This window comes from Clostridium merdae (assembly GCF_900176635.1).
Lineage (GTDB): Bacteria > Bacillota > Clostridia > Oscillospirales > Acutalibacteraceae > Faecalispora > Faecalispora merdae.
Genome location: NZ_FXLN01000004.1, coordinates 1,011,441 through 1,025,008, shown reverse-complemented (window position 1 = coordinate 1,025,008; position 13,568 = coordinate 1,011,441). Strand labels below are relative to the sequence as shown.

The 13,568-nt window shown below is 42.6% G+C and carries 12 protein-coding genes; 9 read left to right on the top strand and 3 right to left on the bottom strand.

Going from position 1 to position 13,568, the window contains the following annotated elements; all coding sequences use genetic code 11:
• The first annotated feature begins 245 nt into the window (after positions 1-245).
• The 4 genes from CAN90_RS10495 (at position 246) to CAN90_RS10480 (ending at position 4,763) form a co-directional block, all read left to right on the top strand.
• A complete protein-coding gene (locus CAN90_RS10495; protein WP_085833771.1) occupies positions 246-1,424 on the top strand; it encodes a site-specific integrase in 1,179 nt (392 codons plus the stop codon).
• 369 nt (positions 1,425-1,793) lie between these two features.
• The gene (locus CAN90_RS10490; RefSeq protein ID WP_085833770.1) at positions 1,794-3,533 is read left to right on the top strand and encodes a methyl-accepting chemotaxis protein; all 1,740 of its coding nucleotides are present in this window, start codon (positions 1,794-1,796) and stop codon (positions 3,531-3,533) included.
• A 44-nt stretch (positions 3,534-3,577) separates the two neighbouring features.
• On the top strand, positions 3,578-4,084 hold the full coding sequence (locus tag CAN90_RS10485; RefSeq protein ID WP_085833769.1) for a chemotaxis protein CheW: 507 nt from the start codon (positions 3,578-3,580) through the stop codon (positions 4,082-4,084).
• Positions 4,085-4,166: 82 nt separating this feature from the next.
• Positions 4,167-4,763 carry an HD-GYP domain-containing protein gene (locus tag CAN90_RS10480; RefSeq protein ID WP_085833768.1) on the top strand — a complete coding sequence of 199 codons (597 nt, stop codon included), beginning with the start codon at positions 4,167-4,169 and terminating at the stop codon, positions 4,761-4,763.
• A 133-nt stretch (positions 4,764-4,896) separates the two neighbouring features.
• Here CAN90_RS10480 and CAN90_RS10475 read toward each other — a convergent pair whose 3' ends face one another.
• Positions 4,897-6,840 (bottom strand): methyl-accepting chemotaxis protein, encoded by a 1,944-nt coding sequence (locus CAN90_RS10475; protein ID WP_085833767.1) that lies wholly within the window; start codon positions 6,838-6,840, stop codon positions 4,897-4,899.
• Between the two features lie 338 nt (positions 6,841-7,178).
• On the opposite strand from CAN90_RS10475, the gene CAN90_RS10470 reads away from it, so the two are divergent.
• From CAN90_RS10470 to CAN90_RS10450, 5 genes are all read left to right on the top strand, one after another.
• On the top strand, positions 7,179-8,123 hold the full coding sequence (locus CAN90_RS10470; RefSeq protein WP_085834344.1) for an AEC family transporter: 945 nt from the start codon (positions 7,179-7,181) through the stop codon (positions 8,121-8,123).
• A gap of 239 nt (positions 8,124-8,362) precedes the next feature.
• Positions 8,363-8,845 carry a methylglyoxal synthase gene (locus tag CAN90_RS10465; protein WP_085833766.1) on the top strand — a complete coding sequence of 161 codons (483 nt, stop codon included), beginning with the start codon at positions 8,363-8,365 and terminating at the stop codon, positions 8,843-8,845.
• A 21-nt stretch (positions 8,846-8,866) separates the two neighbouring features.
• Positions 8,867-9,100, top strand: a complete 234-nt coding sequence (locus CAN90_RS10460; protein ID WP_085833765.1) for a PTS sugar transporter — start codon at positions 8,867-8,869, stop codon at positions 9,098-9,100.
• 294 nt (positions 9,101-9,394) lie between these two features.
• Entirely contained in the window at positions 9,395-10,858 is a 1,464-nt protein-coding gene (locus CAN90_RS10455; RefSeq protein ID WP_085833764.1) for a UDP-N-acetylmuramoyl-L-alanyl-D-glutamate--2,6-diaminopimelate ligase, read from the top strand.
• An 8-nt stretch (positions 10,859-10,866) separates the two neighbouring features.
• The gene (locus CAN90_RS10450; RefSeq protein ID WP_085834343.1) at positions 10,867-12,261 is read left to right on the top strand and encodes a UDP-N-acetylmuramoyl-tripeptide--D-alanyl-D-alanine ligase; all 1,395 of its coding nucleotides are present in this window, start codon (positions 10,867-10,869) and stop codon (positions 12,259-12,261) included.
• An 89-nt stretch (positions 12,262-12,350) separates the two neighbouring features.
• Here CAN90_RS10450 and CAN90_RS13500 read toward each other — a convergent pair whose 3' ends face one another.
• Both CAN90_RS13500 and CAN90_RS10445 read right to left on the bottom strand, forming a co-directional pair.
• Positions 12,351-12,548: a hypothetical protein gene (locus tag CAN90_RS13500; protein ID WP_143750822.1), complete on the bottom strand. Its 198-nt coding sequence runs from the start codon at positions 12,546-12,548 to the stop codon at positions 12,351-12,353.
• A 325-nt stretch (positions 12,549-12,873) separates the two neighbouring features.
• On the bottom strand, positions 12,874-13,179 hold the full coding sequence (locus CAN90_RS10445) for a hypothetical protein (RefSeq protein ID WP_085833763.1): 306 nt from the start codon (positions 13,177-13,179) through the stop codon (positions 12,874-12,876).
• Positions 13,180-13,568: the final 389 nt, after the last annotated feature.

Below are 13,568 nucleotides of genomic sequence, written 5' to 3'. Positions count from 1 at the left end.
TTTGAGCTCATTTTTTGTTGAAATAAGCGGGCGAAAATGTCGCAGTTTATCCAAGACCGAGACGTGTAATTTCGACACGATATGACGTTTTTTATTATATATTATCTCTTTGAAGAAGTCAATCTTGCTAAAAAATCAACTAAAAACAACGAAAAAACATAAATATTTTAGTTAATATTATTGAAGCGTTGTAGACTTTTAATAATTCGCCGTCAGCATTAACGTCATAGAAAGGAGTTTTAACCATGGCACGTAAAGGTGAAAATATATATAAACGTAAAGATGGGCGCTGGGAAGGAAGAGTAATTCAATCGGAGGGAAAGTATCGATATTATTACGCAAAGTCGTACCGCGAAGTACGCGAAAAAATGAAAAACTCTAACGAAAACGAAACGCCAACAATTATAAAAGAGCAAGAATCAAAAGGAAATGCCGCAGTTTTATTTAACAATTGGTTATTAAAAGATTCGCTCAACCAATTAAAACCTTCGACGTACGAAAGCTATTATTACTGTATGAAAAGTTATGTAATCCCGTATTTTTCTCAATCACAAAATACACGGTTGTCTGAAAAAACAATTACAGATTTTGTGCAATCGATTCATAGCAATCAAAAGCTATCTGTAGCTTATCAAAAAAAAATCTTATCAATATTTAAAACAGCTTTGAAAGGAATTTTTAAAAATTCACCTGAGGATCAGACTCTCATTGATAAAGTAATGCTTCCGAAAGTAAAGTCTTCAGTAACTGAAGTACCAGTTTTCAGCTTAAAAGAGCAGCGACTGATTGAATATACGGTTCAAAGCTCAAAAGATAAAAGAATGTTAGGAATTATTCTGTGCTTTTACACAGGAATCCGTCTTGGCGAGCTTTGTGCATTGAGATGGGGCGACTTTGATTTTGAAGCTGGAACGATGTCTATTCGCCGTTCTGTGTCACGTGTTCGAAATTTTGAATCAGAAGAAGCGAAAACGAAGCTTAGCATAGGTACTCCTAAAAGTAGTACCTCATGCAGAAAGATTCCCATTCCAGCATTTTTTTACAAACAGGTAAAAGATAAGATTCTTATTCCAAAAGCTGAATATTGTTACGTTCTTTCCGCGAGCACAGAACCATTCGACCCAAGAGCTTACCAAAGGCTTTATAAAAAAATATTAATAGAGGCAGGAGTGACAAATCGTAAGTTTCATGCAATACGACATACCTTTGCAACAAGAGCGTTAGAGCTAGGGGTTGATATGAAAACTTTGAGCGAAATTTTAGGCCATTCCAATGTTAATATTACTCTTAATGTGTACGCCCATTCTCTGATGGAGCAAAAGAAAATAGCGATTGAAAAAATGAATGAGCTGTATTTTACCCATGTAGAAAACAACTCATTCGCCGTCAATTCAGCCGTCATAAATACAAATACAGCAGTATAGACCGCGTTTTTATTGAATTACGCACGGTCTTGGATAAACTGCGACGAGAAAAAATTATTCTTTTTATTATATTACCCTTATTATAATACGATATGATTCAAAAGGAAAAGCTAATTCATTTAGTATTTTATGGCAACAAGCTCAAAAGAATGAGGTTTTAATAATCTCTTCTAAATATTTATCATTCTGAGAGGGGTAATTAAATGCGGAAAAAGAATTGTAACAGCGTGAAAAAAACTTTAGAAAACATCTTAGCAAAAGGGAAGTGGCTTGTCGAGAGTCATACATTCATATTCTCTGGAAAGGATGAAAAAAACTAAGAGAAATACGGTAAGAAAATAAGCATTTGTTATAGAAAGGCGATTTATTATGAAAAAATATAAAGATTTTAGCATAGCTCGCAAACTATCTACCGGATTTTTCGCAATGATCTTTTTTATGATCGCTATTGGCGGTGTAGGCACTTACGGAATGATAAGTATAAATAACTTAGATACATATTTGTACCAACAACAAACTGCTCCTATTGAAAAGTTAATTAATTCCTACGAAGCAATTTACCAGAGCCGAATTGATGTAAGAGAAGCAATTATTGAAGTTGGCGATAGCAATGAAATCTTAAAGTATGAAAAAAACTGCAAAGATAGCGTGTCGGTTTTTACAGATAATTTGAAAGAGTATAGAAAAACAACCGTAAGGCAAGACAGCCTGGTTTTACTAGATGAAATTGATAAGCTGTACAATGAATCTTATGTTATTGCCATGAACAATGCTATTCAAGAAGCTAAGGCTGGAAAAGCAAGGGAAGCTGCTGACGAATTGGACCGCGTTGCAGATAAAACAGAGCTTCTGTTTCAAGATTTACAGAAGTTAGTGGATTTACGCATGGAATCCGCAAAGCAAACAAGCGATTCCAACGAGCGTTCCGCTCTTATTATGACCATTGTCCTAGTCGTATTTGCGGTTATTGGTGCGATTGCCGGTATGGTTTTAGGCAAACGGATTTCCCTCACCATTACAAAGCCGATTGGCCGTGTTGTAGAGGCTGCCGATTTAATTGCGTTAGGTCATGTAGATGTAGATTTAAGCGACATGCTTTCCAAAGACGAAACCGGTCAACTTGCCGCCTCGTTCAACCAAATGGTTGATGGAATTCGCAAGCAGGTGGTTGCAGCAGAGGTAATTAGCAAAGGCGATTTTACGCAGGAGGTTCCGCTGCGTTCTGGTGAAGATGCGCTGGGTCTTGCTCTTGACAGAATTAAAAACGAGTTGAGTAATACGCTCCAGCTTATCAGTATGGCAGCCGACCAAGTAAATACCGGCTCTGAGCAGGTTTCTTCTGCCGCGCAGGCCCTGTCTTCCGGTGCTACGGAGCAGGCAGCGTCCGTTGAAGAGCTTAACGCTTCCATTGTAAGTGTTGCAGAGCGTGCTGCTCAGAACGCAGTGAGCGTAAATAATGCAACCACCTATGTCGATCAGTCGGTAAAGGGTATCTCCGAAAGCCACGAGTATATGCAGAGACTCAATGGCGCTATGCGTGAAATTGGAGAGGATTCTCATCAAATTTCGAAAATTTCGAAGCTGGTAGAAGACATTGCGTTCCAAACAAACATCCTTGCGCTGAACGCAGCGGTTGAGGCCGCTCGTGCAGGCAGTGCCGGCAAAGGCTTTGCCGTTGTTGCGGATGAGGTACGTAATCTTGCCGCGAAATCGGCTGAGGCAGCCAAGCAAACATCTGACTTGATTCAGAAATCGGCAATAACCGTAGCAGAAGGGGAGCGCATTGCAGTTGAAACTCTAGGCGTACTGGGACAAGTAGCTGAAAAATCCCAAATGGTAGACCAGGCGATTCGAGAAATTGACGAGGCTTCTACGGAACAGGCTGCTGCGATTGAGCAAATTAACCAGGGGCTTTCTCAGGTATCTGCGGTCATACAGAATAATGCGGCAACAGCGGAAGAAAGCTCTGCCTCCAGTGAAGAGCTTGCGGCACAGGCTCAAACCTTACAGCAGGAAGTTTCTAAATTTAGGCTTGCAGGTTCACCAAGCAATAACACGTATCGTTTACAAAATGATACGAGCGACTCGTATTCCGGGTTTACATTTTAAGCCTTTCAGAGTCTAAGGTGAAAGAAAAGGAGGCCTTTTAGAATATGGGACAAACAGTTGAGCAGGATTATGACATACAAGATGAGGTAAAGGGGCGCTATTTAACCTTTTGGATTGACAAACAGCTTTTTGCAGTTTCCATTGCAGATGTGGTTCAAATTGTTGGAATGCAGGATATTACCCAGCTTCCCGATTACCCTCACTATGTAAAAGGAGTAATAGACCTGCGTGGGCAGATTATACCGCTTGTGGATGTACGTCTTCGCTTTGGAAAAGCCGAGATTCCTTACAGTGACCGAACTTGCATCATTATTATTTCGGTGAAGGAAAATCACTTTGGCTTAATAGTAGATGAGGTGGATGAGGTTACTGATATTCCTTCTGAAAAAATTGCCCCAACACCGAAAGTGAATACCGATCAAACAAATTCTTACTTAATTGGAATTGCTCAGCTAGAGAGCACAGCGGAAAAAAACCGAATTGCCCTCATCATTGATACCCTGAAAATTTTAAGTGAAACAGAGTTATTGGTGAAAGCCGAAGCAAACTAGGAATAAAGACGGAGTTACTTCTAAGTTACCGGTATGGTTTATCAAAATAGCGTACTCCAGATTCTTCTAAGGAGTGGAACCATTGAAAGGAATCAATGAGATAGTATCTGCAGATGAAATATTACATCTGCTCCCCGAAGAACAAATTCAACATAGCATCAATGTGGGAAAGCTCATGGAGTACTTTTCTGTATGGCTCAGTGGATATGCTGACCAGCCCATGCTCCAGTATTACAGTTTAGCGGCTTATTACCACGATATAGGCAAGGCGTATGTTCCTGCCGAACTGCTAACAAAAACAGGGATTTTAGCTACGGAAGAGTACCGTTTGATACAACAGCACACCGTATACGCCAGAAAATGGTTGGAGTCTGCCGGTAGGGAAAACGTTGCCGTAATCCCAAAAGAAATATTAGACTTACTGTTCGATGCAGCAGTGTACCACCATGAACATTGGGATGGCACTGGCTATCCGTATGGAAAAAAGGGATTGGAGATTCCGCTTGTGGCTCGTGCAACTGCCGTTTGTGATGCTTACGATGCCATGGTAAGTGGTCGCTCGTATCGACCAGCGTTTTCTCATGACTATGCCTGCGGTGAGCTTAAGAGGGGAGCCGGTCGGCAATTTGATCCGGAACTGGTAAAGCTATTTTTAGAATATCAGGAGAAAAATGAATAAGTCTATTTATTCTACTTCTGAATAAATAATGGTCTTAGTACTCAAATTCAAACACCCACCAACCTATTTGGCTGGTGGGTGTTTTGCAGTTTTTATATCATTCTGTTCGTTCATGGTTCAATATCATCGCTTGTTATAACTGGAATTTATCAACAAGTTCTTTTAATACTTGCGCTTGTCCAGAAAGCTCTTCACTTGCTGCTGCGCTCTCTTCCGCTGTTGCTGAGTTTGTTTGCACAACGCCCGAAATTTGATTTACCCCCTCTGTTACTTGATCGATTCGTTCGGATTGATTTAATGACGCTTTGGCAATTTGATCTACCTTATCTGCAACCACCTGAACGCTTTCAACCACTTCGTTGAGTGATTTCTGGGTGTTGTCTACAATCAGGGCACCTTTTTCCACTTGTTCACGTGAATGATTAATTAATTGTGCGGTGTCTTTTACGGCGTTCGCACTCTTTGTGGCAAGGTTTCGTACCTCATCTGCCACTACGGCAAAGCCTTTTCCTGCCGAACCAGCTCTGGCGGCTTCAACAGAGGCGTTTAAAGCGAGAATGTTTGTTTGAAAAGAGATATCTTCAATTGTCTTTACAATCTTTTCAATTTGATTCGAAGAATCATTAATTTTAGACATTGCCTCAACCATTTCCAGCATGTATTGGTTACTGGTTTCAATTTGCTGCAGTACATTAGCCGCTCTATCATTTGCGTTATCTGCATTCTGTGCATTTACTTTTACATGCTCCGCGATTTCAGAAATGGCAGTAGAGAGCTCTTCAACAGAATTGGCTTGTTCACTAGAACCCATGGCCAAAGACTGAGCGCCAGTTGCAAGCTGTTCAGAGCCGCTCGCAATTTGGTCGGATGCCTGATTAATCGAATTCATGGATTCATGCAGAGATTGAGTGATGTTCTCCAGTGAGTTTTTGATTGGTATAAAATCACCATTATATTCAAGGTCGGACTGTACCTGAAGGTTGCCATTTGAAAGCTCATGCAGAACGGAACTAATTTCTGTAATATAACTTCGTAAAGATAAGATTGTAACCTTTAAAGATTGAGCTAAAATGCCAACCTCATCTTGTGTTTTTACTTCAACGGTATCCGATTGTAAATCGCCTTTTGCAAGCAGCTCCAATCGGTTACAAACAAGTGAAATCGGTTCCGCAATTGATTTTGCGGTTTTTCTCGCAAATAAAGCACTTAAAATAATACAAATCATCGAAGAAATCAATAAACCGATAACTGTAAAATTAATCGACGATGTCATCTCTTTGATGGGAGCCACAATTCCAAAGGACCACCCGTTTGTTCCTGGTAAGGGCGCGTGGTAACAAATGCGATCTCCGGTACTGTAGGAATAAACTGTTATTCCACTTTTTGTAAGGTCAGCATATTTGTGTATCTCCGCAGTTTTGCGTTGCTCAACCTTTTCTTTTGAAATATTACCAATCAGAACACCATCTTTATTAATTATAAAGGCGCTTCCGCTTTCACCCACCACAATGTTTTGAATAAAGGGGCTATATACATTGTAGTCTAAAATCGCCATTAAAACACCTTTAAAATTATGATTTGAGATTGGTGTACAAGCAATAACACAGAATTTGCCATTAATATCGTTCATTGGTTCTGAGAAATATGTATTTCCAGCCAAAGCATCTTTAAAATACGGTTGATCGGCTATGTTCTTCCCATTCAAATCCGCATTACTGCTTAGGATAAGGCCATCGGTAGTTACTAGACTTAGGGACTCGTAACCCATCGAGTTCTTTTGTTGCTCTAAAATCGTCTTTAACTGTGTGCTTGTTAATCCCGGTTCTGCAAGTGTGCTGGAAAGAGCAACACCCCGAAATGAGGTTTTCATTTGATTCATGCCATTGTCAATGGATTCTGTGAGGATATTACCCATGGTGGTTAAATCATCGTTCATGTTCTGCGTTAATCCCTGATAGCTGGAATAAATGCCTACGCCCAGGCTTAAAAGAACGGTAAGAATAACAACTGGTAACGTATTTAAGATCAGCTTTACCTTTAGGGATTTGAGATTGCGTATCATTAATCGTTTTCGCATTCTAAGCATCCTTCTTCTCATTATTTTCTGCGTTTGTTACAGAGTCCTCCTTTTGCCGCAAAGAATCTTCTAATAAGTTATTTCGACCTGATACGACAAGAGTTTGAATTACTTTAGTTACTAAAGAAAATAGAATGAAATATCATTTTTAGTTTTAATATAGGAATATCACTGTGTTTTTTAAAAGAGATGATTATCTAAAAATGGAAAGAAGAACAAATAGTGCACTTGCACTTACAAAAATCAGTGTTATAATTTGGGTACAGAGAACCTTCTTCTAACATGAATTGGTTAAAACAGAAGAACTCTGAAATTTGCAAATGGAAAGTTTGTGCGGCATGATATTTACTTTTTTACACGCAATTGAGAGCATTTTAACCATCATCATTATGTTTATGACCGGTTGGGTTTTAACACATGTAGGTTGGTTGGATGAAAAGACAAGTGTTATCTTCTCGAAAATCATTGTAAATGTATCGTTCCCATGCTATATGCTATGGAATTTGATGTCTAACTTTGATAAAGCCAAGCTGCAAGAGCTTTCCGGCGGCTTGATAATTCCCATCACCTCTATTTTACTTTCGTATTTTTTAAGTGTACTCGTAAGCAATCTTATGAAAATAGACCCCAAGCGCAAGGGGATTTTCCGCTGCATCTTTTTTACATCCAACACCATATTTATTGGGCTGCCCGTTAATTTGTCTTTGTTCGGTGCGGAAAGCACACCTTATGTTCTAATTTATTACATTGCGAATACGTGCTTTTTCTGGACGCTGGGAAATTATGAAATCAGCAAAGACGGAGAAGGGAATCGAGAAAAACAAAAATTCTCTTTTGATGCCATAAAAAAAATCGCAAATCCGGCAATGGCAGGCTTTGTTGTTGCCATCATCCTTATTCTATTAGAGGTACAGCTTCCTCGCTTTGTCATGGATAGCTGTAAATACATTGGTGAGCTAACAACTCCGCTCGCAATGTTTTTTATTGGAATTGTTCTTCACTCCACTCCATTCAAAAAGCTGCGCATTGACCGCGACATAATTGTATTACTGCTTGCACGTTTTGTTCTTTGCCCCGTCGTTGTAATTGCATTAGAGCTATTTATTCCAGTGCCTTCCATGATGGCGAAGGTGTTCGTGATTCAGGCAACCATGCCTGCTGTTACCAGCACTGGTGTTATTGCAAAGCAGTATGGAGCAGACGTTGAATTTGCGACCATTGCAACCGTAGTTACTACCATCGCCAGCATGATAGTAATACCAATTTACATGATTTTGATTTAATAACAAGGGGCAGGGAATTCTAAGATTATAGAATTTCTCTGCCTTAACTTTTGTTTTAAGAGAACTAAAAATAAGAGATTTATTCCAATTCGACAGCTTGTTTTTTTAACAATCAATTGGTATAATAAAGCTTAGTTTCGCCATGCTTTAACAGGTAAACATGCTTATTTGAGACAAGCTTCTCTTTCACAAAAATCCAGTCAAAAGCATCTACCGAAACAGAAAGACAGGTGAAGAGTGTGAATGAAGATTTTATTACTTTTACCATTGGCAAACAGAAAAAAATAGCACTGATCGCGCACGACGGCAAAAAGCGAGAAATGATTGATTGGTGCTTTGAGAACCAAGAGATTTTAAAGGGCCATTTTCTATGCGGAACCGGCACAACAGCGCGGCTGGTGGCAGAAAAAACTGGCTTGCCCGTAAAAGGGTACAACAGTGGTCCGTTGGGCGGCGACCAACAAATCGGTGCTAAAATTGTAGAGGGTAATATTGATTTTGTCGTCTTTTTTTCAGACCCTCTTGAAGCACAGCCCCACGACCCCGATGTAAAGGCTTTGCTGCGTATTGCTCAGGTTTACGATATTCCAATCGCAAACAATCGTGCCACAGCCGATTTTTTGATTCGCTCTGAATTTATGAATCAGGAATACCAGCATAAGGTGATTAATTTTAAAAAATCCGTTAGTGATCGTGTAAATGACCAGAATCTGCTTCATTGAGCATCCAAGGGGAGAGCAATTATGATAACAACTAAAATTTTAATCAATAACGTGGAAAAGGTAAAAGCGTTTTCTTCTATTGTTTCTCAGAAAAATGTTGATTGTGAGATTGTAGAGGGCATTTATATTATTGACGCAAAATCCATAATGGGTATTTTCAGCATTGATTTGTCGGAACCGGTTGAGCTTCGAATTCACTCCGACGATACCTCCATTCTCAATACATTAAAAGATTTTATAGTTACAGAAGCCTAATTGCAAAACAACTTGGGTACGGCTGAATTCAGTCGTACCTTTTTTGTGTAAAAAAATAAAAATGGAACTGCGGTTACACTTGCATTTTTATTGACAGAGCGGGCAGAATCGCCTATGATAAGTACGTGTTCCGTTTTATGGAAAAAAGTAAAAAGAGTGAACGATATTTGATTTTGTGCGTAATATTGGCGCTATGGAATCAATACTAATACAACAGGGCAAATGCGCTGTTTTCGAAAGAATGCGCCAGGGTAGACCGGCGCTTTTTCAATGGTAGAATCAGGGGGTTGTATCATGCGTTTATTGGATTTGCTGCAAGGTTTGCAGTATACGGCTGCCGGTAACCTTGAGGTTCCGGTGGAAGATGTTATTTATGATTCCAGAAAAGTAAAATCCGGCTGTGTATTTGTGTGCCTTCGTGGTGCCCGGGCAGACGGCCACAAGTATGCCCAGCAGGCGGCGGAAAGCGGTGCCTGTGCAATTGTTGCAGACCACCCGTTGCAACTTACAAAAGAGGTTCCGGTTGTTGTTGTACCAGATACGCGCTTGGCTTTGGCAGAATTGTCTGCTGCGCATTTCGGTCACCCCGCAAAGCGGATGAAAACCGTTGGCGTTACTGGTACCAAGGGAAAAACGACTACAACCTATATGATTCGTGCCATTATGGAGCAAGCGGGTCTGAAAACAGGTTTAATTGGCACAATTGGAGCGGTAATCGGCGACCGTGTAATCCCTACGGAGAATACAACGCCGGAGTCTTATGAGATACAATCTTTCTTAAAGCAGATGGCAGACGAAGGCTGCCAGTGTGTGGTGATGGAGGCTTCCTCTATTGGCCTGAAAGCAAACCGTACCGCGGGCTTTACGTTCGACATTGGCTTGTTTACGAACTTTTCGCCTGACCATATAGGTGGCGATGAGCATGAATCCCTTGAGGAGTATTTGGCGTGTAAGAGCATGCTATTTCGCCAGTGTAAACTTGGGATTGTAAACATGGACGATGAAAACTGGCAGGCGATTTTAAAGTACCATACCTGTGAGGTGGAAACCTATGGCTTTTCTGCCGAGGCACAGCTCCGTGCAGAAAACGAGGGCCTTGTTTCGCGCCCCGGGTATTTGGGCGCAAAGTTTGATTTAAGCGGGCTGATGAATTTCCCCGTTACCGTAGATATTCCCGGTAAATTTAGTGCCTACAATGCGTTAGCCGCCATCGCCGTGTGCCGCCACTTCCCGGTTACACAGGAGCAGATTCAAAGCGGGCTGAGTGCAGTTACGGTGAAAGGTCGGGTTGAGCCGGTTCCGGTTCCCGGCGATTACACACTGCTCATCGATTATGCGCACAATGCGGTTAGTATGGAGAATATTCTCGAAACGCTTCGCGAATATGAGCCGAATCGATTGATATGTCTGTTTGGCGCAGGCGGTAACCGTGCAAAGTCCCGGCGGTACGAGATGGGTGAGGTGTGTGGCCGCTTAGCCGACCTTTCCGTTATCACTGCCGATAATTCCCGATTTGAGGATGTAATGGACATCATTGCTGACATTAAGATTGGTATGGCGAAAACCGATGGAAAATATGTGGTGATTCCCGACCGGCGGGAGGCGATTCGCTACTGCCTCGAAAATGCTCAGCGGGGAGATGTTATTGTTCTAGCGGGAAAAGGACATGAAGATTACCAGGAAATCCGTGGAGTGAAACACCCGTTTGATGAACGCGTGGTAGTGGCAGAGCTCCTGAAAGAAATAGAGAAAGCGTGAGTGGAAACATGAAAATGCTGGCCAGAGAGATTGCTCAGGCATGCGGCGGCAAAATTCTTGGGGGCAACCCCGAGCAGGAAGTAACCTTTGTAACAACAGATAGCCGCACAGCGGGTAAAGGAGCGTTGTTTGTACCAATCGTGGGTGAACGGGTTGATGCGCACCGCTTTCTGGCTGCCGTGGCAGAGGCGGGGGCTGCCGCCGTTTTAACACAGCAGGGCAGGGTGGAGGCTCCCGCGGGGGATTGCGCGTGGATTGCCGTAGAAGATACCCGAACCGCTTTACAGCAGATTGCAGGAGCATACCGTTCTCGTTTTTCCATTCCGGTAGTAGGTGTTACTGGTAGTGTAGGGAAAACCACAACAAAAGAAATGCTTGCACTTGCTCTTTCTGTGGATCGGGATATTATGAAAACCGAGGGTAACTTTAACAGCCAGCTTGGTGTTCCACTCACGGTGTTCCGGCTTTTACCAGAGCACGACATAGCGGTTATTGAGATGGGCATGAGCCAATTTGAAGAAATGGGGCGTCTCGCTCAGGTGGCAAAGCCTACTTGCGCGGTGATGACCAACATTGGCATTTCTCATATTGAAAACCTGAAAACACAACAAAACATTCGGGCTGAAAAGCTGCACATTACCGATGCTTTTACCAAAGACTCCGTTTTGTTTTTAAATGGGGGTGACCCGTTACTGGCAGAGCTAAAGGGCACACGTTCCTGCCGTACGGTGTTTTTTGGTTTTGAGCCTTGGTGCGATGTAACTGCCGAAAATATTATTTCGCACGGCGGCATTACAGAGTTTACTGCGGTATCGCGGGAGTTTTGTGTTCCGGTAACACTTCCCGTTCCCGGGGAGCACAATGTGCTCAATGCGCTCGCCGCCTTGGCGGTTGCACAGTACTTAGGTGTTTCACCCTTAAAGGCAGCGGAACGCCTGCAAACATATTCACCGCCCTCAATGCGCCAGCAAATACACCGAATAGGCGAAGTAACGGTTATCGATGACTCGTACAATGCGAGTCCCGATTCCATGCGAAGCAGTGTGAATATCTTAATGGATTTAAAGGGGAGCGGCCGTGCCATCGGCGTGTTTGCAGATATGCTCGAGCTGGGTGAGTATTCGCGCCAAGCACATTTTGATGCAGGTGCGTATGCGGCATCACGCGGAGTGGATGCGCTGTTTGTAGTTGGTGAGCAAGCGCAGGAGATTCGCTGGGGTGCGATTTCGGCAGAAGCCCATTTGCCGGTGTTCTCTTTTCTATCGAATGAAGAAGCACTCGAGAAGTTGAAAACATATTTAAAGCCGGGAGATGTTGTTATTGTAAAAGGCTCCCGAGGGATGAAAACTGATGAAATTGTTCGGGGTTTGCTTGCAAGTAAAGATTTAGTTTTTATCAAATAGTGATTATATAAGAGAAGCGTTTGCCGATTGGCAAGCGCTTTCTTTTTTACTTTGCAAGTAATTGTTTTGTTGGTGAAAAAAGTTTTGCGCTAGGGCGCAAGGTTTCTGCTGGCGCAGGGCTTGCCCCTCATGCCGGGGCGGGCACCTACTTTCACGAAAGGGTGAAAGTAGGCAAAGGCCTTCCAAAGGGAGAGTATCGATTCTCTCCCTTTGGATTCCCTCTCAACGACCAAAGGCTCTGCCTTTGGAATCCGACTGAGCTCCCGCTCTGCATCTATTTTCCGCACAGGAACAAGCCTGTGCGTTGCAGTTTGTGCGTAAGATTTTGTGTAACTGCCTATAAATTTAGGAAAAGAAATGTTGCGATACAGGTTTCTGCGAGGGGACGAGAGCGCTCTAAAAATGACCGCCGACGGACGGAATCGGGTTGCTCATTTTTTTATCATGGCTAGGAGAGTGGGCATTTTTAATGGAGCGCCTTACCAGTAGCTATTGTATTACGGTTTGGGGTCGTTTCNGGCGAGCCTGCCCCGGCTTGAGGGGCGAACGAAAAGAAAGAAGAATCTTCCTACGGCGGAAGCCGCTATAAAAGCTTCTATTATAGATGATTTGTTATTTAAGTAGTTTTGCGCTTGGGCGCAAGGCTTTGCCCTCGTGCCATGTGCTATCTTTTTTTGATTTAGTAAAGGTCTCTGCTTTGTTTGGAAAGAAGAATTGCGCTACGGCGCAAGGATTCTGCTGGCGCAGGGCTTTGCCCCTCGTGCCGGGGCGGGCACCTACTTTCACGAAAGGGTGAAAGTAGGCAAAGGCCTTCCAAAGGGAGAGTATCGATTCTCTCCCTTTGGATTCCCTCTCAACGACCAAAGGCTCTGCCTTTGGAATCCGACTGAGCTCCCGCTCTGCATCTATTTTCCGCACAGGAACAAGCCTGTGCGTTGCAGTTTGTGCGTAAGATTTTGTGTAACTGCCTATAAATTTAGGAAAAGAAATGTTGCGATACAGGTTTCTGCGAGCGGACGAGAGCGCTCTAAAAATGACCGCCGACGGACGGAATCGGGTTGCTCATTTTTTTATCATGGCTAGGAGAGTGGGCATTTTTAATGGAGCGCCTTACCAGTAGCTATTGTATTACGGTTTGGGGTCGTTTCCCAAACGGATTCCAAAGGCAGAGCCTTTGGTGAGTCTTTCCTCCTTTTCTTCTCATCAAGAAAAGGAGAGCCTGCCCCGGCTTGAGGGGCGAATGAAAAGAAAGAAGAAATTCTCTGCGGCTCTAGCCGCTCTAAAATCTGTTAGACTCTTTTTTATTT